General features: G+C 44.1%; 17 protein-coding genes. 2 read left to right on the top strand and 15 right to left on the bottom strand.

What is annotated here, in order from left to right:
- Positions 1–100 precede the first annotated feature (100 nt).
- The gene (gene lpdA, locus AB4Z30_RS00655) at positions 101–1,525 is read right to left on the bottom strand and encodes a dihydrolipoyl dehydrogenase (protein WP_441922277.1); all 1,425 of its coding nucleotides are present in this window, start codon (positions 1,523–1,525) and stop codon (positions 101–103) included.
- A 421-nt stretch (positions 1,526–1,946) separates the two neighbouring features.
- Here lpdA and AB4Z30_RS00650 point away from each other — a divergent pair, with 421 nt between their 5' ends.
- Positions 1,947–2,264, top strand: a complete 318-nt coding sequence (locus tag AB4Z30_RS00650; RefSeq protein ID WP_441922275.1) for a DUF2627 domain-containing protein — start codon at positions 1,947–1,949, stop codon at positions 2,262–2,264.
- A gap of 88 nt (positions 2,265–2,352) precedes the next feature.
- Here AB4Z30_RS00650 and AB4Z30_RS00645 read toward each other — a convergent pair whose 3' ends face one another.
- A complete protein-coding gene (locus AB4Z30_RS00645; RefSeq protein WP_441922273.1) occupies positions 2,353–2,565 on the bottom strand; it encodes a hypothetical protein in 213 nt (70 codons plus the stop codon).
- A gap of 176 nt (positions 2,566–2,741) precedes the next feature.
- Between AB4Z30_RS00645 and AB4Z30_RS00640 the strand changes: the two genes are divergently transcribed.
- A complete protein-coding gene (locus AB4Z30_RS00640) occupies positions 2,742–3,341 on the top strand; it encodes a thymidine kinase (RefSeq protein ID WP_090922476.1) in 600 nt (199 codons plus the stop codon).
- 140 nt (positions 3,342–3,481) lie between these two features.
- On the opposite strand, the gene AB4Z30_RS00635 is transcribed toward AB4Z30_RS00640, so the two are convergent.
- The 13 genes from AB4Z30_RS00635 to dxs form a co-directional block, all read right to left on the bottom strand.
- Complete coding sequence (locus tag AB4Z30_RS00635) at positions 3,482–3,958, bottom strand: hypothetical protein (protein WP_090922478.1); 477 nt, start codon at positions 3,956–3,958, stop codon at positions 3,482–3,484.
- A gap of 535 nt (positions 3,959–4,493) precedes the next feature.
- Complete coding sequence (locus AB4Z30_RS00630; RefSeq protein ID WP_441922271.1) at positions 4,494–5,147, bottom strand: hypothetical protein; 654 nt, start codon at positions 5,145–5,147, stop codon at positions 4,494–4,496.
- A gap of 265 nt (positions 5,148–5,412) precedes the next feature.
- On the bottom strand, positions 5,413–6,447 hold the full coding sequence (locus AB4Z30_RS00625) for an NAD(P)/FAD-dependent oxidoreductase (protein ID WP_441922269.1): 1,035 nt from the start codon (positions 6,445–6,447) through the stop codon (positions 5,413–5,415).
- Positions 6,448–6,605: 158 nt separating this feature from the next.
- Positions 6,606–8,579, bottom strand: coding sequence for an AraC family transcriptional regulator (locus AB4Z30_RS00620; protein WP_441922267.1), 1,974 nt, complete (start codon positions 8,577–8,579; stop codon positions 6,606–6,608).
- A 188-nt stretch (positions 8,580–8,767) separates the two neighbouring features.
- A complete protein-coding gene (locus tag AB4Z30_RS00615) occupies positions 8,768–10,642 on the bottom strand; it encodes an ABC transporter substrate-binding protein (RefSeq protein WP_441922265.1) in 1,875 nt (624 codons plus the stop codon).
- A 422-nt stretch (positions 10,643–11,064) separates the two neighbouring features.
- A complete protein-coding gene (locus AB4Z30_RS00610) occupies positions 11,065–12,027 on the bottom strand; it encodes a GGDEF domain-containing protein (protein WP_441922263.1) in 963 nt (320 codons plus the stop codon).
- A 421-nt stretch (positions 12,028–12,448) separates the two neighbouring features.
- Complete coding sequence (spo0A, locus tag AB4Z30_RS00605; RefSeq protein ID WP_441922261.1) at positions 12,449–13,267, bottom strand: sporulation transcription factor Spo0A; 819 nt, start codon at positions 13,265–13,267, stop codon at positions 12,449–12,451.
- Between the two features lie 204 nt (positions 13,268–13,471).
- The gene (gene spoIVB / locus AB4Z30_RS00600; protein WP_441922259.1) at positions 13,472–14,800 is read right to left on the bottom strand and encodes a SpoIVB peptidase; all 1,329 of its coding nucleotides are present in this window, start codon (positions 14,798–14,800) and stop codon (positions 13,472–13,474) included.
- A gap of 120 nt (positions 14,801–14,920) precedes the next feature.
- Complete coding sequence (recN, locus tag AB4Z30_RS00595) at positions 14,921–16,639, bottom strand: DNA repair protein RecN (protein WP_441922257.1); 1,719 nt, start codon at positions 16,637–16,639, stop codon at positions 14,921–14,923.
- 23 nt (positions 16,640–16,662) lie between these two features.
- The gene (ahrC, locus tag AB4Z30_RS00590) at positions 16,663–17,112 is read right to left on the bottom strand and encodes a transcriptional regulator AhrC/ArgR (protein WP_441922255.1); all 450 of its coding nucleotides are present in this window, start codon (positions 17,110–17,112) and stop codon (positions 16,663–16,665) included.
- A gap of 87 nt (positions 17,113–17,199) precedes the next feature.
- Positions 17,200–17,685, bottom strand: coding sequence for a hypothetical protein (locus AB4Z30_RS00585; protein WP_441922253.1), 486 nt, complete (start codon positions 17,683–17,685; stop codon positions 17,200–17,202).
- 86 nt (positions 17,686–17,771) lie between these two features.
- A complete protein-coding gene (locus tag AB4Z30_RS00580) occupies positions 17,772–18,617 on the bottom strand; it encodes a TlyA family RNA methyltransferase (protein WP_441922251.1) in 846 nt (281 codons plus the stop codon).
- A 31-nt stretch (positions 18,618–18,648) separates the two neighbouring features.
- On the bottom strand, positions 18,649–20,556 hold the full coding sequence (gene dxs / locus AB4Z30_RS00575) for a 1-deoxy-D-xylulose-5-phosphate synthase (protein WP_441922249.1): 1,908 nt from the start codon (positions 20,554–20,556) through the stop codon (positions 18,649–18,651).
- Positions 20,557–20,576 lie beyond the last annotated feature (20 nt).

Raw genomic sequence — 20,576 nt, 5'->3', positions numbered from 1 at the left:
ACTACCCACTCTTATAACCTGGTACTAAGACTTGGCTTAACCTTATTATAATCCTTTTTACCCGAAAAAGGAAAGTACCTTTCTCACTCGGCTGTTTGGCTTACATTCCAATTGCTTTTCCGTCCACGGCTAACATCGCTTCGCCCATGATTTCCGACAATGAAGGATGCGGATGAATGGTCTGCCCGACTTCCCATGGCGTTGCATCCAGCATCTGTGCCAATGAGGCCTCAGCAATGAGTTCCGTAACGTGGGTGCCAACCATATGTACTCCTAAAATATCATTCGTTTTGGCGTCCGCAATCACCTTCACGAATCCGTCACGACTTCCGTGAATCAAGGACTTGCCGATTGCCTGGAACGGAAACTTGCCGGTTTTGATCTCGTGTCCGCGTTCCTTGGCTTCCTTCTCCGTAAAGCCAATGCTAGCCGCTTCCGGACGTGTATATACGCAACGCGGGATACGATGTGCTTCAACCGGATGTACACTCTCCCCGGCCAGATGATTCACTGCCAGGATCCCTTCGTGACTTGCGGCATGTGCAAGCTGTAATCCGCCAATGCAGTCGCCAATCGCATAGATATGGCCTTCTCCAGTTTGCAGATATTTGTTGACTGCAATAAAACCGCGTTCTACTTTGATATCCGTGTTCTCAAGTCCGATATTTTCAACGTTAGCTTGACGTCCAACAGACACGAGCACTTTTTCAGCAGTCAGCGTTTCGACCTTATCTCCCGCAAGCTGCACATCAATGTTCACATTCTGATCTTCTATGCGGTAGCTATCCGTCATCAGTTTAGCGCCAGTCAAGAAACGCACCCCCCGTTTACCAAGCAAACGCTGCATCTCTTTGGCCACATCCTCATCTTCTGCAGGGAGCACATGAGCCGCCGCCTCAACTACTGTCACACTTACGCCAAAATCATTCAGCATGGAGGCCCATTCAAGGCCGATTACACCGCCACCCACAATGAGGATTGAAGCAGGCAGCTCGTCCATGCGAAGAGCTTCATCACTGCTCATGATGTATTTTCCATCCGGCTCAAGACCCGGCAGTACACGCGGACGTGAGCCGGTAGCAATAATCAGATTGGTTGGAACAACCGTGTCCATCTCACCATCCTCGAACTCTACAGCCACTGCTCCGCTCTGCGGTGAGAAGATGGAAGGCCCGATTACGCGCCCTTTCGCGTGTATAACCTCAATTTTATTTTTTTTCATTAAATATTGAACGCCCTGATGAAGTTGCTCCACAATCGCGTCTTTACGTGCCTGAACTTTGGGGAACACCAAGGTTGCTCCCGTCGTCTCAATGCCATAGCTCTCACTGTCTTGAATCTCGGCGTACATTTCGGCACTCTTCAGTAGCGCCTTGCTTGGAATACAGCCACGATGCAGGCACGTTCCACCAAGCTTGTCCTTTTCAATAATAACGACCTTTTTACCTAGCTGAGCGGCACGTATTGCAGCAACGTATCCTCCCGTTCCTCCGCCTAGTACGGCAACATCACATGGTATTGGCATCTCTATGTTCTCCTCTATATGCTCATTTTTTTGAACTATATAAGTTGAACTAGAGCTTTACACAGCCCACTACGATGACAGAATAACCTTTCAATCGCTGTTATCCCCAGATTTTTCACATCCCTTTTTCAAAAGGAGAAAATCCGGAGTTAAAGGCGAACACTTCGTTTTTCCAGGCTTTTTCTGTCCTCTCCGTTAATGTGTAAAAAATAGTTCAACTTATATAAAAAATAATAAAATGACCTATGGTACCTTAATATCTTGCATACCCTATATATGCCATTGTACTCTCCTTGCGCAGTCAACTCAAAGTTTGACCATTCTCGCATGGACAAGTTAATACAATCCAAGCTATGATATAAGCAGGGATTCCCTGTAAGCGTAACCTTTATTTTATGTCTACTCTGGCAGAAAGGGTATAATGCTCATGAATACAAAAATAGTCTTTGCGCGATTCCTCGCCATACTTATACTCGTCATCCCCGGATTAATGGCCATGAAGGGTTTTCTGATGATGAAAGATGCCCTGTTCCTATATTATGCTGAGCATGGAAATGACCTGATTGCTCCCGGCTTCCAGTGGCTTTCTTTCCTGGGCGGGCTTGTACTTTTTGCAGCAGGCATGAGTTTTCTGGGCGGCTGGATTCTGTTTCGCGACCGCAAACGCAATTATGTAGGACCCCGTTTCCGCTCAAAAAAACAACCTGAACAGATGGAAACACCCGGAAGCAGTTCATGATTCCGGGCTTTTTGTTTCCTTCTATTTTACATAAAGACAGGCAATTACAGAAGAGAATGAAGAGTGATTTCCACATCATTTGCAAACCTCATTCATATAAGGCATCCCGCAGTTTGGTAGACATACGCGACTCCTTCGATGAGGATTTAAGAATCGTTCTGCGTAGTGTAAGATTGCTGGCCTGTAGACGTTCAGCTTCTGTCAGCAGTTCCGTAAATAATGCCTGCGCAGCATCATCCAGCTTGCCCGCTTTATTCAAATCCTCATAACGCTGCTTCAGTGAGGTTAATACTTCGTTCATTTGTAACACCTCTTTTCAGTTAAATCCAGTGACTCCAAGTTTCTAAACCTGCATTGTAACCATACATATCGTAACACAAACTGCTTTATATTAGTTCTAGCTCTTTCCAAAGAAGATGTGTTAATCTGTAATGGTCGCTTTTTTTGAATTCCGTATGCGAGAGGGGTAGCAGCACCGTGCAAACTGGACGTATTACCGTAATTACTGGACCCATGTTCAGTGAAAAATCCGGTGAACTTATTCGCCGTTGTCAGAAACTTATTCAATTTGGCCGTAAAAAGGTCGTTGCCTACAAACCAGCCGAGGATGATCGCTTCGCTCAGGATGAGATCGTAAGCCGGATCGGTTACAGATTGCCTGCTCATTCCATTCCCCGGCAATTAACGCCGGAATCGGTAGAAACCATTCTGAACCAGACGATAGATGCCGATGTTGTTGCCTTCGATGAAGTTCAATTTTTCAGTAGTGCAATTATGGAACTTGTCTCCGAACTGGCCTACTGTGGCAAACATGTGATTGTTGATGGACTGAACATGGATTATCGCGGAAAAGAATTCGGATATATCGGCGGCCTGCTTGCCATGGCCGATGATATCGAGAAACTATCTGCGTTCTGCGCAGTCTGTGGCAGCCCGGATGCAGCTTTCACACAGCGAATTGTCAACGGGGAACCCGTTACATTGGGTCCGGTTGTCATGATTGGCGATTCGGAGGCTTACGAGCCCCGCTGCCGCTGCTGCTTCATTCCTCCTCACAAAGTGGAATGCCCGTCATAATGCACTACCTAGCTCCAAAGCCCATATTGGGCTTTTTTTATTGCAATGATATCATCAACATTCCCTTGACCTCCACTGCCATTAAAGAAGCAGGCACAAAAAAGCACCGCTGTATGCGATGCTCTCCAAATCACTTCCCGCTAGTCACGGGAAACAAAATATTTGTTGGTCATGTAATATGCGTCGCCACGTGACGTTTCTACCATACCTTTTTTGGCATCCAGGAATACAATCTCTTTACATTTAGTACAATACCATTTCGTACGCTTATAAGGAGATTCCGTTACATAGGCGGTGCCGCATTTACAATCAATCTTCATTAATAGCTCGGTGGATTTATAAGCACTGGATAGACGTTCCAGGTTATCCTGCTGCTGCGTAGGCATGATCGTCTGTTGATAATCGGATAAATGATTTTGAACCTTGAAGTCTGCAACCAAACCTGCATTTAATCCAAAAAACTCTTTGCCGATCTCCGTTACGAAGCGTCTCTCATTTCTATAACAGTCGAGCCATTCAACAATCTGCTTATTAGACAGTGGAACCGTACCCTTGATACCGCTATTTAAGGTGTAGGTCATGATGTATAAAGTATCGTCTTGTCTTCCTGAGTACATTAGAATCCTCCTTCGAATACATTTGCTAATGTACTACAAAAACGCGCATAAATCAAAATAATGTTGTTCCCTGAGCGCATTTCTTCTTATTAAATGGGAAACATACCTCTTTCGTCAGCCAAGGACTTACAAGTACTGCATACACCTGTAACATTTCCCTGCGGAGCAGCATAATAAACAACACTTTTCACATCTTTCCTGCAAATGGAACAGTAGTTCCTCCTTTCCTTTTTTGGGGTGTAGTCCGATAGCTTCACTACGTTTTGCTGTTGCCGAAACCTTCGTAAGAAGCCCAGCCATTTCATATTCGCTTCACTCTTTCTTGTTCGCCTACCTTGTAGTCGTTTTTTTCTTGACCTGGGAAATTGAGCAACTGTTATGTAAATACGATTCCAAGTTGTGCGTGCCGATCTCATATTTTATTCGACGTTTTGAGTGTTTTTCCTGTTTTAATCTCAGTACATATTAAAAAAAAACCAACGACACCTGTCCTCCGTATTCCGAGAAACAGCTGTCAAGCCGGTTTTTAATTGTATCATTTATAAAATGTGCCTAGTACGTCCAGATCTGATGAACGCTCAATTCGGAACGGGTAGATGAATCCCTGCTTATGTTTAACAAACTTTCGCTCCCACAGATCCAATCCGGATGTGAAGTTATACGCCTGATATATAAATTTGGAACAATAGTTTCGTTCTATGCTGAGAAGGTTTGTTTGCAAACGGTAGTACTTCACCTGTTGATAATGTTCATGCACCCATTCCGCCGCCCGAGATCCCACCTGACGGAGCTTGGAGCGGTACACAATGAAGCGATCTCCTTGATAAAAACGGGTAAGGTACCAGTCCAATGTATCGGCAAAAACGGGCCCGTAAGGGTGCACATGATACACCTTTCCGTCCAGACCAATAATGCCCATATGGCCGGCATAATAAGTTGACTCCGAACTTGGCGTGTACACAATATCCCCTGGCTCAAGTTTCATCGATTTCAATACGCTGAGAGGCAAGTCTCGCTGTTGTTTTTTCACGGCTGCTCGTCTGCGACGTCCCTCGACCAATAAACGATGCAGTGCTCCAGCTGTAGCTAGGTAAACCGCAGACCATTTGATTCGTTTCTTGTTCACCCGATGAAGCAAGCGCTGAATGAACGTAGCATTTTGTTGTCCAGATGTTGAACTTCTTTTCATACACTGCACTCCACTCTTGTCGAAATGTAATTTCTTGCGCAAGCCTTATGACTTGTTTATTTTCAAATAGTGACATCTGTTTGTTATTATCCACATAAGTCTGTTGTAGCTTTTGATTATAGATGGTTTAGAGCTGATCTTCAATTGAAAGCTGTTCTATCTTGTGCAATTCTACCTTCTTCATACCCACATGATGAAAAAAAATAACTCCGGGAAATTCCCGAAGTTATTTTAAGTTCAGATCATCGTTATGACGTAATATTAACTACTCCGCAAAGCCTAGTTCTTTATTTTTTTCTTTGAAGCGACTGTTATGAGAAGAGACATACGCTACTTTCTCGGCTTCCGGATCCATATATAGCTTTGCACTGTTAACGGCAAGAGCTGCATCCGTAAATGTACCCGCGATCAAATATAACTTGCTTCCATAATCTACAAAATCACCAGCGGCAAAAACGCCAGGTATGTTCGTTTGCAATCTTTCGGTCGTGCTCACATGCCATTCACCCAAGTCTAATCCCCAATCACGAATCGGTCCAAAATCACTCTTCATGCCATGATTGACAATCACCGCATCCACTTCAAGCATCTCAGTCTCCCCAGTCTCCATATGTGTAACGGTTACCTGTTCGATCATATCCCCGCTTATGCTGTGTAACTTCTCAATTGCGTATGGTGTCCGCACATCAACTGAGGATTCTTTCATACGCGACACGTTCCGTTCCAGTCCTCCAAAATGATCACGTCGATGTACGACCGTTACCTGCTGAGCCAAGCTCTCCAGCTCATTCGCCCAATCCACAGCGGAGTCTCCCCCACCCGAGATTAACACTCGCTTACCGCGGAAAGGCTCGAGCTCTTGCACCGTATAATGTAGATTGGATACTTCATAGCGGTCTGCGCCTTCAAGCTCCAGTTTCGCCATTTTGTATATCCCGTATCCTATAGCCAAAATGACGGTACGTGTCCAGTGTTGCTCACCTGTAGCGGAAGTTAACAGAATGGTACCATCCGGTTTACGTTCAAATCCTTCAATCTGTTGTTCAAATACAAGTGTCGGTTCAAATGTACGCGCCTGCTGCTCCAACTGTTTAATCAAATCTTCGCACAGGATGGGGGTTACCCCTCCAACATCCCAGATCATCTTTTCCGGGTAAAACAACATCCGTCCTCCCAATCTGTCACGTGCCTCAATTAATTTCGTTTTCATATCTCGCATACCGCTATAAAAAGCAGAGTACATGCCCGCCGGGCCGCCTCCGATAATCGTTACATCATAAAGCTCTAATTCTTGATTCATCTCTATAGGACCCTCCATTCATTCGACTCATAATCATTAACATTTTGATATTGATTCTCATTATCGTTTAAGTCTAATGGAAATTGATTCAATTTACAATGCCTATATCAAATTTGCCTACTGCGTAACCAACCTTATGTGCTCGATTCCCTCATCATTTAGCGCACTCTTGGGGCAGACAACAGTTTATCTACAACAAAATCAAGTTGTTTATTGATGGAATAGATGTCTGAATAATAAAAGAAATCAAAATCAATTTCGATCAGCCGACCTTCTTTTACTGCCGGAATACTGCTCCATATAGGATTATTCGTTAGATTATCTGCCCCTTCATACACAGAGCGGAACACATAGTCACCTATGTATTCTGGAAGAACTTCCATTGAGATCGAAGAGCCCGCGGCGTCCGATACTACATCAATTTTGTTTTGCACTACTTTAGGAGCTTTCATTTCCAGATATTCATAGACCGCCTGAGAACCACGGCCAAATTGCTTACTCTCCACAACGACCATCCCTTTCAGACCGCCTTCAATAATGGAAATGGTTTTATCCAATATACCTGCGTCTGAAAGAGTTTTTTTACTCTCTTTCACTTTGTTGTTGAGATTGTCAATCAAGACTTCAGCTTCCTTCTCTTTGCCAAAAATGCTGGCTATGCTGTGAAGTCGTTCTTCTGTTGTCATTTTCTCATATGGAATATACACCGTTGGTGCAATATCTTTTAAAGTGTCATATGTCTCTTCTGAGGGAACAATAATGAGATCTGGATCAAGGTCAATGACCGCTTCAGGGTTCGGTTCGAACCAGGTACCCAATGAATTCACACCTTCAAGTTCGCTCTTGTAAGCTGCCCCGCTGTACACATCTGAAGTAGCAATTGGCTTAACTCCAAGTGCAACAACATCACCTTGGAGATACAATACAACAACCCGTTTAGGATTTGCTGGAACAACAACATCTCCTTTAACCGTCGAGACAGTGCGTGTTTCATTGTCTTTGTTTGTCTGGCTTCCTGTGTCTGATGACACTGCCGTATTGCTGTTATTGGAACTGGCACCCGTTCCTTCGCCAGCTGCTGGTGTTGTTGCTGTACCTGAGGAGCAGGCTGCAAGAAGCATCGTGATGCTCAATAATGCAACCATAATCATACTTGAACTTGTTTTTTTTCTTTTCATTGGTGTAGACCCTCCGTCTATATATTGATAATGATTCTCATAATCAATATATCCCGACTTCCATCTTCGGCCAATGGACGATTCAGATATTTGCAATGGACGATCTTCTTTTCGTCCCGCTTCTCTCATCTTCCGTTGATATAAGATCGGAGAGATTCCCACATGTTTTTTGAAGATGCGACTAAAATAATACACATCCGAATATCCCACTTCTGCTGCAATTTCACTCAGTGTTGCATCAGATCGTACAAGCAGAGTACGAGCCTTGGCGATCCGAGTCTGAATTAGATAATCAATCGGACTGTAACCCGTTTTTCGTTTAAATTGCATGGAGAAATGACGAGAACTGTAGTTAAATTGTTCAGCCAGAGAATCAAGCGTGACCTGTTCCCTGTAATGGTTCTGTATGTAACGAAGTGTTTGTTTCACCGGATCAACATGTTCTGTTTTGATCTCTTGCTCTGTTAGCTGAACCATCAATTCATGAATGAATTGGTAAAATAAACTTTTCGTATGAAGCAGATCCAGACTACCAGACTGTACCCATGCATTTTCAATCTCATCCAGGTAACGTAACAGTCTAAGCGGACTACTTGGTGTAAATCCATATTGCAAAGAGAACGGTGCAACCTCAGGCTGTGTCAATAACCGCTTTTTGCGATAACTAGGGAAGGCAAGAAATGCTCTGTAATAGAGCAGAAGATATTCGAAATCTTCGTTGGTTTGGATATCCATTGAAGACCCTTTGGCCCCATGAAGCATGTAAAATCGCTCTGCCTTGTATGCTCGTCCATCCAATAGGAGGTCAGCCGACCCTCGAATCGTATATATAAAACCATTTGCCGGAAGTGTGTAGGAACTCAGTTGTTCATCAGCCTCCATAACTATCCGGCGTATATCCAGAACCTTAACAGCGGCAAGATTCCAGCATTTCATCTGATCGTCTAATTGCATCAATTACTCTCCAATCCTAGCCTCAAACGGAACAAAGGCCTTACAAGGTCATCATTCTTCCACACATCCGATAACATATGCGTAGCAGAGTTTCACTATTATACCTTATTATAAATGATAATAATTTTCATTATCAACTGTAATTTTAGAGTGGAATTGGATTTCATCTCATCAAGCATTTGTTACACTTATTTTGGTTCAGAGATCTTCGTAAACCACACGGCCAATTCCTCTGTTTGATCCAATGTTGCAATCGGGTCAAAGTACCACGAACGATCCGGGCTCCAGATAGACACACGATCATTTTTAACCGCATCCAATGAGCTCCAGACCGGTTTGGATTTCAACTCTTCCAGTGTCAGATTATCTGCCGTTAGAATAATGTAGTCACCGGCAAATTCAGGAATCGCTTCCGATGATACTTCAACCAGTTGATCCTTCATTAAAATCTCTTTTTTATCTGCAGGAGGATTCAAACCAAGCGCATTGTAGACTGCCTGACCTCCCCGACCAAAATTATCACCAAAGGCCAACGGTCCCTTATCATAGAACTGCATGACCGACACCTCGGCTGCTGGATCAATTGCCTCACCGACGCGTTTTTTAGCATCTGCAATTCTTGCGTCATAATCGGCTAACCACGCCTCGGATTCTTTTTCTTTATTCAGCACTTCTCCAAAGTAGGCGATCTCCTCATGGGTGTTTTTCAACTCGCCATAAGGAACAACCAAGGTAGGTGCAATTTTACTAAAGGAATCAAATAAATCAGGATTACCTGTCACAATCAAATCTGGTTCAAGTTCCAGCACCTTTTCGAGAGAAATGGTTTCATATTCACCAATATTCTGCACACCCTCAAGTGATTCGATAAAATAAGGATTCTTCAGGTTCATCTCCGGTGTACCCACAGGTTTGATTCCCAGAGCAATCAGGCTTCCCAGGTACAAGTCAACCACAATCCGTTTAGGTTCAGCGGGGATTGTAATATCTCCTTTAACTGTTGAGATTGTACGCGGTTCCGTTTTTTTGCTTGGATTCTCTGCTGTTACTGTCTTCGTTGAACTTGACGTACTATTGCTTCCGGATGCGTCTCCGCTTGAATTACTGGCAACTCCTGTAGAGCAGGCACTTAGCAGTAATGTAAGACTTAGTAGAATACTCAGCAGCATTCCCGTTCTTGTCTGTCTGTTCATATTGATTGACCCTCCATGTTTATATTGATAATGATTATCACCATCAGTATAAACATACCTTCCACTTCCACCTCTGAAAATGTCATTTCGCGCCATGACTGATGTCAGATCAGGCCAATATAGGGGTACTGAGGTCTTTTCTTTGAATTGCAAAGGAGAAAGACCTGTATGTTTCTTGAACATACGTCCCAAATAATATCCATCAGGATAACCGATGCCAGCCGCAATCTCATCCAACGTGGCGTCCGTGTGCAGCAACATCTCTTTGGCTTTGAACAAACGAAACTGAATCAGATAATCAATGGGACTGGTTCCAGTTGACTGCTTGAACTTGCGTGACAAACTTCTTGGGCTGGTGCCAATCATTTCTGCCAAAGTATGAAGCGTAAGTGGCTGGGTGTAGGAAGACTCCACAATTTCAATGACTTTGCTGACCTGATCCGTGATACTTGGATAGCGATTGGATACCCGAGGAATCTGTGATGATACCTGCTCCACAAAGGGATAGAATAAACTCTTGGCCTGAAAGTGCTGAATGGGGTTCTTTTGCTCCCACAAAAAATGCATCTGCTTCAATTGCTCATACAAAAGGGTTGGCATCTCGGGTGTGAAGCCATAGTTCATTTGGAACGGATTGGTACGCTCCATTAATCTTCCCAGATCATTTCTCCCTCCACTAGGCAGGTTTGCTTTGTACATCAAGTAATATAAGTGCAATCCGGATTCGCCTGCTTCTATGATCAACTTACTCCCTTTTCCTCCATGGAGAACATAAAAACGACTCACTTCATACGTTTGGTTGTCAATCGTCACTCCAGCTTCACCCTGAATGGTGAGTACAAAGGTACTAGTTGGAAATTTATATTTCATCTCTTCATATGCCTCTAATTCCATGTAACGGATATCTGTTATACTCACCGCAGCATAGTTCCAAAGGATATAATAATCATTCCACATTTTGCTAACCCATCTCCGTATACATAGATTGTGTCTGTACTCTACTCACTTATTGATAACCATTATCAATTATTATGATGAGATACGCAATACAACCGATGTAAATGAATCCATTCCGACGAGAAAACTATTCAAATATTCCTCTTAAAATCCGATATATGTAAATAGGACCATGATAAAGAGAGGAGGAGAACGAAGATATGAATTCAATCTCATCTTCATCTGCAACCAAAAGTAGTTTCACTCCTTTATTTCTGCATTTTAGTCATGGGTATAGAGGAGATGCTTAAGATTCTGAAGAATCCGTCCTCTACGTTCTCGTACAAATGTATATTTTACTTATAACATGGATGACTGATGGTATCATTTGCACAAATAATGCTGCCGGCAATCGCTTTACAACTTTTTTTGATCCGTGTGACCTCATCAATAATCTGCTCTATGTTTTCATATATTTGCTTCCTGTTGGTAACGACGGCGATGGATACTGACACCAGAGGAATGGGCCGCATCAGCCCGGAACGTCCTTCCCCCAGAACATATTGATTATGCCAATCATGTTCGTTGTAGAACGTCTTTTTCATTTCCTCAAAACCCGAGATGACTTCTTCACTAATCTGTTGGTAATCATGGTGATTCAGGATTGCAATAAAATCATCACCACCGATATGTCCAAGAAAAGCTTCAGGGAAAACAAAAAGCTTGCGAAGCAAGTTAGCTGTCGACTGGATAAGCTGATCCCCCATTTTGAAACCGTAGCTATCATTGTAGGATTTGAATTGATCGAGATCAACGTATAGTACGCTAAAATGGTCCATCTGAATCGCCTGGTATAGCCGTTCGTCTATGATATGGTTTCCTGGAAGTCCTGTCAGCGGGTTCATAAAAATCGCCATTTCAGCCCGCACATCAGCAACAGCAAGCAGTAAACGGCGAATACTCACAGCTCCATAAAAACTTTCCCCTGACGTGACCAGTACAAGATCATATATTTCCCCTTCATCTCGGTCCATTGCTAGAACACTGACATCTGTGATCTGTTCCGAATAATCCAAGACCAGAGCCTGCGTGTTCATCACCAGTTCAACTGGACGTCCCATATACAGGTTATAGCCATACTGGGTGCCAATCTGCTGAAAGAATCGAGGGCGCATCATCAATGACACACCCTTCTCCCCCATAACAGCTATACCTTCCAGACTGGGATTGGACTTGAAAAGATGATAGACGATATCACATTTTGTATCAGATTGTACTACAGGAATTGGTTCAGCAATCTCGCCTATTTGCGTAAACATACTATTCTACTCCTCTGTTCGTAGCCTCTAATCCATACTTTTAAATATATATGTAGGTCTTTGTCAATGGTCACATCGTACCACTTTCTACTTGAAAAAGCGTTAACTGAAGGTAAAAATTTATGAAATATTTCCTTTTTTCTGAATTTTACTATAGGGTGCTCTCTTTATTGTTTAATCTAAAAATTCGGAAACAATCATGCAAAACTAAATTTCATCATGATGATCTATGTTATTTCGTTATGCGAAAATACCGTCATTTATTGGAGTTAAGATATCCAGTAAATGACGGTATTAGTTGGCATATATTACAGAAGTTTATCGGAAATGAACCAATTCAGATATAGGCCTCCAAAATTCATTTGGCTAGAATCGAAACTGAATTCATAAGTTCATTGCCCGATCACTGCTCCGAATCCTTTCAGCTCACTTTATGCTCAATTCTCAGCTTGTCAGCGACCATCGCGATGAATTCCGAGTTTGTCGGTTTCGACTTGCTGATGTTGATCGTATAACCAAACAGGTGGCTGATGCTGTCGATGTTGCCGCGCGTCCATGCCACTTCAATGGCGTGACGGATGGCACGTTCGACGCGGGACGGCGTCGTTTTGAACTTTTCGGCAATGGCCGGATATAGCGTTTTGGTGATAGCTCCCAAAATTTCGATATTGTTGTACACCATTGTAATGGCTTCCCGCAAATACTGATATCCTTTAATATGCGCAGGAACTCCGATTTCATGTATGATCGACGTGATGCTGGCATCCAGATTTTTGTGTTTGCCCATCGGCACGACATTGGACTTGTTCATAAACATGGAGGAAGAAGATGAGCCGCTGCTTGTAGACATTGTCGTTTGTGTTCCAACAAGCTGACGTACACGATTCGCCAGTACTTCCATGTCAAAAGGCTTAAGGATGTAGTAGGAAGCTCCGAGTTGCACAGCACGCTGTGTGATGTTTTCCTGGCCGAATGCGGTGAGCATGATTACTTTAGGTTGCGGGGACAGATTCAGGCCACGCAGACGTTCCAGTACACCGAGTCCATCCAGATGAGGCATGATAATATCCAGAATCAACACATCCGGTACATCCCGAGTTTGTTCCAGTAATTGCAATACTTCTTCGCCGTTGTATGCAATACCGGTTACTTCCATATCTTCCTGCTCGGATATATATTCGGCAAGCAAATTCGTAAATTCACGGTTATCATCGGCCAGCAATACCTCAATTTTTTGCAAAACGGTATCCTCCTTTTAATTAAAACCTCGTCTTTTACAATTTCGTTACATTTCCTTACACGTTAAATTTTCGACACGCCAAGTGAAATTCCTTCTGTCGAAAATTATTTTTCTTTATTTTTTTTTCTTGATCCTTTATAATAAATATTTTATTTCAACAACCGATATAATATGTTTACTTTCGACAAAAAACCTTAAAGCTGTTTATCCAGCTTTAAGGTTTTTTGCTTGATCTTTTTTCATCATCACACCAGCATCCTGTAACATCCATTCGATAAAGCATCCATAACCGGATTTCGGATCATTGACAAAGACATGAGTCACAGCACCAATTAGCTTGCCATCTTGAACAATGGGGCTACCGCTCATCCCTTGCACAATGCCACCCGTCTTATCAATCAACTTCGGATCTGTAATACGAAGTACAAGCCCTTTCGTCGCTGGCTCCGATTGATCAGCAACATGCACAATATCAATAGAGAAACGTTCTACCTGCTGCCCATCCACTACAGTCAGAATTTCAGCCGGTCCTTCCTTCACTTCATGAGAAAAAGCAACGGGGATCCCTTGTGAATACAAACTGTGTTCCGGATTTTGAGACATTTTACCGAAGATGCCAAACGCCGTATTACGCTCGATATTTCCTAAAATTTTGCTTTCTTTGAGGAAATGGGCTCTTTTCTCACCAGGGTCACCCGTTTCACTTTTGGAAATGGATGTTACATTAGACTGCACAATTTGTCCACTGCCCACAACGATGGAAGTTTGAGTATTCATGTCCGTAATGACATGACCTAATGCCCCGTATACGCCTTGATCAGGTGCATAAAAGGTAAGAGTACCTACACCTGCTGCTGAATCTCGAATGTACAATCCGAGCCGCCATGCCTTATCTTCTGCATCATACGCTGGGGTTAACTTGGTTTTTATGGTTTCGTTCCCCCGCTTTAGTACAACATCGATACCTTTATTACGTTTACCTGCGAGTTCCACGGCCTCGGATACACCCGATACACCATCCAGACGTTTACCGTCCATATGGGTAATCAAGTCACCTAATTTGATACCTGCCGCTTCCCCTGGTGATTTTTGTTCATCCGGATTAGAACGAACGAGATGATGCCCCACAACCAGGATACCTGCAGATTTAACTTTGACGCCAATCGTTTGACCCCCGGGAACAACACGCAAATCAGGAATTACGTTTACATTAACGGTTTTGACGGGAATTTTCCCCCATAACTTCAAGGTTAGTTTCGCATGTCCCGTCTGCTGAGGATGAAGATGCAGAGGTTGCTGCCTAGTTACCTTTAACGCAGATTGATGATCCAGTCCCACGATATCCGGCCGATCTACGACAGCGCTTGAAGCGGCTGGTACTGCCAGCCTGACGTCTGCTTGCCTGCCTGCAAAGACCTGCACTTCATCAGGCAAGGAAGCATAACTCTGCATCGGCTGAACAATCTGGCTAAGTACACATAGAAAGAAGGCAAATAAAAGACCTAGCAATTTCTTCCTGAGGGGGGAATTCAATGGCTGTCACACTCCCTTTGCTTCTTTCGCTTGACGAAAGGTGGTCGCCAATTGCGTACCTATAAGATAACCCTGCCCCCAGGCTTTTATTACTGTCAATCATTACGCCAGCCGTCCGTTTCACCCTTTTTTGGCTTCCGCCAGATTCAGCATTTCTTGCGCATGATGCAGTGTTTTTTCTGTAATTTCCACACCACCGAGCATACGTGCCAATTCCTTCACTCGCCCTTCTTGGGAAAGTGATTCCACTTGAGTCATCGTGCGCCCGTCGTAAACATGTTTCTCAATCAAATACTGATGATCAGCCATACAAGCCACTTGTGGCAAGTGTGTAATGGAGAACACCTGGCATGTTGAAGACAGACGATGAAGTTTCTCTGCAATGGATTGTGCTGCCCTACCGCTGACCCCTGTATCCACCTCGTCAAAAATCAATACGGGAATGCGGTCATGACGAGCAAATATGCTCTTCATCGCCAGCATAATTCTGGACAACTCTCCCCCTGAAGCGATTTTCCCCAAAGGTCGAAGAGGCTCACCAGGGTTCGGTGAGATCAGGAATTCCGCATGATCAGCACCTTGGCGACTGAATCGGATGCGACGTCCATTCCATTCAATGCCCTTTGGATCTTCAGCAGGCACAATCTGAACACGCAGTGACGTTCGTTCCATCTGCAGATCCTTGAGCTCACTTTCTACCTGAGCTGCCAGTTCTTCCGCACATTGTTTGCGCACTTTGCTTAACTCTTCAGCCGATTCCATTACAAGCACAAGCAATTTGTCACGCTCGGTGCGAAGCTTTTCCAAGCGCTCATCCTTGTTCTCAAGCTGGTCGGTCTCATGACTGATCTGTTCATAATAGTTCAAAATGAGTTCTACACTGTCTCCATATTTACGTCTTAGTCCAGAAATCAGATTTAATCGCTGCTCTACCTCTTCCAGTCTGCCAGGGTTAAATTCGATTCGTTCCCGATAATCACGCAGTTGAAAGGTGACGTCTTCCAATTGATAAAAAGCAGACTGCAGTTGCTCTACAATCGGCTGTAATCTTTTACTGTCATATCCAGAAATATCTTCAATTTGGGATAACGCAATGCTTATTGCTTCTAATCCGCGTTGTCCACTCAGTAAATCGTATGCACCCGATACACTGTCCATCATTTTCTCGCTATGGGATAGTTTGACCCGTTCTTCGCCAAGTAATTCATCTTCCCCTTGGGTAAGGCCGGCTGCAGCGATCTCTTCCAGTTGAAAACGGTACATGTCAAGCAGTTGGTAAGCCCTCTGGCTTGACTCCTGTAGCGCTCGTAATTCCTTCTCTGCTGCAATGAATTTGCTGTATCGCTCCTGATACCTAGCTTTGAAGGGGCCAATAATATCGGAGCCATACGTATCCAGCAGTCCGAGATGACTTTCTGCACGAAGCAGACTCTGATGCTCATGTTGACCGTGAATATTGATCAGCTTCTCGCCCACTTCGCGTAGCATTGTCAAATTTACAAGCTGTCCATTAATTCGTGATGTACTTTTACCCTGCGTGTTCAATTCACGCCGAATCACCAGATGTTCCTCCGGCTCACAATGAATACCCAGCTGCTCCAGCGTACTCCACACCGGATGACTGGGCTCCATCTCAAACAGCGCTTCCATCTCTGCTTTGTCACATCCGTACCGAATCAGATCTGCCGAACTTCGTCCCCCCGCGATCAAACCAAGAGCATCGATGATAATGGATTTACCTGCACCGGTTTCCCCAGATAATACATGAAATCCCGGATGAAAGACCACATCAACTTCTTCCACCACAGCGAGATTGCGAATTGATAATGTAACTAACATCTGCAAAAACACCTCCGGCTGATTTAAGCAATATATCCCATGATGCGCTCAATGACAGAGACGCTATTATCTTCTGTACGGCAAATAATAAGGATTGTATCATCTCCACAGATCGTGCCCATCACTTCAGTCCACTCAATGTTGTCAAGCAATGCTGCAATAGAGTTCGCTGTTCCCGGTAAACATTTCATTACCACAAGATTGTTGGTGTGATCAATGTGCAGGAAATTATCCACGAGAGCACGCTTGAGCTTTTGAATCGGATTATAGCGCTGATCGGTTGGGAGGGAATATTTATACCGTCCATCATCCATTGGAATTTTGATTAAAAGAAGCTCTTTAATATCCCGCGATACCGTTGCTTGCGTCACCTGAAAACCCGCTTGACGCAATGCTTCAACCAGATCATCCTGGGTCTCTATTTCATTTTGACTAATAATTTCACGAATCTTGATATGTCGTTGTCCTTTCATATATGCCTCCAATTAAAAATGTATTGCAAAGATGCGCTTTAATTTACCGCAATGCTGTATCAAGCCATATTTAATACTTAATATATATTAATCCAGATCCTCTCCATCATACACGTCTTCTTGATAATCCATAAGCCTGATTACCATTATATCGGAATCCTCCAGATCTACATAAAGCAATCCTTCACATCCAGGGTACAATAATAAATAGGAAAGAAAGCGATCTCTTATGGCAGGTCCGCTTCGTTCAAGCGGCTGTCTGCGACGAGAAGTTTTGACCAAATATCGGGCATCCTCCCGTTCAGCAACATAATCAATAAACAACCTGCTGTATAATACGGAATTATCGGCTTCAAAGGCTAAAGGTACTTTCATTTTTCCGCCAATCACGTCATATCCATGTGCCTCAAGTAATGTCAGAGCAGGAGAATCTTGAATGTTCTCATTAAGTCTCAATTCGGCCAAGCTTACCGGAATCGGTCGATTCAGCCAGCTACGAAGCCCGAGAAACAACCATACGATTAAACAGACAGCAAACACACCAATGACGATTGTGTCATATTGACCATCCATTACCGCTCACCTCAAGTGACATATTCGAGATCGAACACCCGTTTTCCTTTGTACCAAAATATCTTTCCAGCGAAAAGAAACTCATCCTATGATGAGTTTCCCGTAAAAGTATGAGCGGCTTCTTTGGCGACCTGCTCTGCAAGTGCATCAAGTGAAGCCTCGTCGTTCTCTAGTTGTGCGGCTTCTGGTGCTTCCAGACGCCAGTGTGCGAGAAATTCAATATTTCCCTCCCCACCCGTAATCGGTGAGAAGGTAAGGCCTCTCAGGTTTAATCCAAGTTGACTCGCAAATTGAAGCATGGTCTGCAATACATCCTTGTGTACCTTCGTGTCTCGGACAACGCCAGATTTACCGACTTTATCTCGCCCGGCCTCAAACTGTGGTTTAATTAGAGCTACAATATCCGCAGGCCGCTGCAGCAGAGCCAGCAGTGGTGGAAGTATAATTCGCAAAGAAATAAAGGATACGTCAATGCTTGCAAAGTTTGGAACAGGACCACTCAGATCGTCAGGTGTGACATAACGGAAATTGGTACGTTCCATTACGGTGACCCGCTCATCATTACGCAGTGACCAGTCCAGTTGATTATACCCCACATCAATGGCGTATACGTGGGATGCACCATGTTGAAGTGCACAATCCGTAAAACCACCCGTGGATGAACCAATATCCAACATAACAAGATCATTCATATTCAGGTTGAAATGACGGATCGCTTTTTCAAGCTTTAATCCACCTCTGCCTACATAAGGATGCACTGAACCTTTTACCTTCAGCTGAGCATCCCTTGGAATTTTCATGCCTGCTTTTTCAATGGGTTCATTATTGGCATATACAAGTCCAGCCATAATCGCAGCCTTTGCCTTCTCACGGCTTTCGTAGTAGCCCTGTTCCACCAGCAGCACATCGATTCGTTCTTTCGGGAGTGACATGTCTTTCTCCTATCCGCTAATCATTCTAATGTTAGGAAGGAAAACGTGTTTTGGACATCCCGTATGAAGATTGAACGGCCATTTTACGCAACTCGGCACTTACATTCTCCACCGTGAGACCAACCTCTTCACGTTGTTCCTTGATACTGCCATGTTCGATAAATCGATCAGGGATGCCCATCAGATGTACATGAACATCATGTATACCTTGTTCAGCATAAAACTCCAATACTGCACTTCCCATGCTGCCTGCCTGCGAGGTTTCTTCAAGCACAATCAGCTTTGTCCCACGGACAGCCAGATCACGCAGCATCTGTTCGTCCAATGGCTTGAGGAAACGAGCATTGATAACTCCGGTATTTATCCCTTCCCGTTTCACCGTATCTGCAACTTCCTCAGCCAGCTGAACCATAGAACCCGAAGCGATAATCGCGTATCCTTCAGCTGGACGGAGCTGTTCCCAAGATCCGATTGGAATCGGAACTAACACATCATCCAATGGTACACCAACCACATTGTTGCGCGGGTAACGATACGCAATTGGACCTTCATTATAATCAAGCGCCGTTTTCATCATATGACGCAATTCATTCTCATCTTTTGGCATCATCAGCACGATATTCGGAATGTGACGCATAAACGCAACATCGTACACCCCTTGATGTGTCTCACCGTCAGGCCCAACAAAACCTGCACGATCAATTGCAAAGATTACATTTGCATTATGACGGCAGATATCGTGCACGATTTGATCATAGGCACGCTGCATGAACGTGGAATATACCGCATAGACCGGTTTTAGCCCTTCCATCGCTAGTGCCGCACACATCGTGGCTGCATGCTGCTCAGCAATCCCAACATCGATCATACGATCCGGAAACTCTTTGCTAAAAGGAATCAGACCCGAACCTGTAGGCATAGCAGGTGTAACTGCAACAATGCGTTTATCCTGTTTGGCAAGTTCGATTAGTGTCTGACCAAACACTTCCGTGTACATCGGTTTACCAACTGCTTTAAGCACTTGACCCGATTCAATTTTATACGGTGAGATGCCGTGCCATTTATGTGAATCGGCTTCAGCAGGCTGATACCCTTTGCCTTTAGTTGTGAGTACATGAACCAAGACAGGACCATCCACATTGTCAGCCTGTTTGAACGCTTCAATGAGTTGTGGGATGTCGTGTCCGTCAATGGGTCCCAAATACGTGAAACCCAGTTCCTCAAAAAGAACACCAGGAACCATCATATATTTGACACTGTCCTTGATCCAGCTCGCTGATTTCGCCAGGCGATCACCAATGGCCGGAATCTTTTTGAGGATTCCTTCTACATCATCTTTCGCTTTCAAATAATGACGATCTGAACGAATTTTGCTTAAATATTTGTGCATGGCTCCCACATTGGGTGCTATGGACATTTCATTATCATTCAGAATCACCATCAGCTTCCGCTGTTCATGACCGATATGGTTCAGCGCTTCAAACGCCATACCACCTGTAAGCGCTCCATCACCGATGATCGCGATAACTTGATTATCCTCGCCTTTTAGATCACGAGCCAGAGCCATCCCCATAGCTGCTGACAATGAAGTGCTACTGTGCCCGGCTTCCCATACGTCATGTTCACTTTCGTTCCGTTTGACAAATCCGCATAATCCATTCTGTTGGCGCAGCGTATCAAACCGATTCATCCGTCCAGTCAAAACTTTATGCACATAAGCCTGGTGCCCTACATCAAAAATCATTTTATCCGTTGGACTATTGTAGCAGTAGTGCAGGGCCACCGTGAGCTCAACCACTCCTAAGTTCGGTGCAAGATGCCCACCTGTTACAGACAGCTTCTCAATCAGAAACTGCCGGATCTCTGCTGACAAAAGAGCAAGATCGTCCTGGGACATCACCTTTAGATCACTGGGTTGTTTAATTTGTGGAAGCAGCACGAGAATCTCCCCGCTTTCCT

The organism is Paenibacillus sp. 2TAF8 (genome assembly GCF_052114825.1).
Taxonomy (GTDB): domain Bacteria; phylum Bacillota; class Bacilli; order Paenibacillales; family Paenibacillaceae; genus Paenibacillus.
The sequence above is the reverse complement of the archived record's forward strand: the minus strand, read 5'-3'. Positions and strand labels throughout refer to the sequence as shown.

Bases quoted from the DNA above. Each gene is read 5' to 3' on its own strand.
- AB4Z30_RS00630 (WP_441922271.1), bottom strand. From the start codon at position 5,147: ATGAAAAGAAGTTCAACATCTGGACAACAAAATGCTACGTTCATTCAG.
- AB4Z30_RS00580 (WP_441922251.1), bottom strand. From the start codon at position 18,617: ATGTCACTCCCGAAAGAACGAATCGATGTGCTGCTGGTGGAACAGGGC.
- AB4Z30_RS00620 (WP_441922267.1), bottom strand. From the start codon at position 8,579: ATGCAATTAGACGATCAGATGAAATGCTGGAATCTTGCCGCTGTTAAG.
- AB4Z30_RS00610 (WP_441922263.1), bottom strand. From the start codon at position 12,027: ATGTTTACGCAAATAGGCGAGATTGCTGAACCAATTCCTGTAGTACAA.
- AB4Z30_RS00650 (WP_441922275.1), top strand. From the start codon at position 1,947: ATGCTCATGAATACAAAAATAGTCTTTGCGCGATTCCTCGCCATACTT.
- AB4Z30_RS00635 (WP_090922478.1), bottom strand. From the start codon at position 3,958: ATGTACTCAGGAAGACAAGACGATACTTTATACATCATGACCTACACC.
- AB4Z30_RS00585 (WP_441922253.1), bottom strand. From the start codon at position 17,685: ATGGATGGTCAATATGACACAATCGTCATTGGTGTGTTTGCTGTCTGT.
- AB4Z30_RS00615 (WP_441922265.1), bottom strand. From the start codon at position 10,642: ATGAAATATAAATTTCCAACTAGTACCTTTGTACTCACCATTCAGGGT.
- recN (WP_441922257.1), bottom strand. From the start codon at position 16,639: ATGTTAGTTACATTATCAATTCGCAATCTCGCTGTGGTGGAAGAAGTT.
- lpdA (WP_441922277.1), bottom strand. From the start codon at position 1,525: ATGCCAATACCATGTGATGTTGCCGTACTAGGCGGAGGAACGGGAGGA.
- ahrC (WP_441922255.1), bottom strand. From the start codon at position 17,112: ATGAAAGGACAACGACATATCAAGATTCGTGAAATTATTAGTCAAAAT.
- AB4Z30_RS00645 (WP_441922273.1), bottom strand. From the start codon at position 2,565: ATGAACGAAGTATTAACCTCACTGAAGCAGCGTTATGAGGATTTGAAT.
- AB4Z30_RS00625 (WP_441922269.1), bottom strand. From the start codon at position 6,447: ATGAATCAAGAATTAGAGCTTTATGATGTAACGATTATCGGAGGCGGC.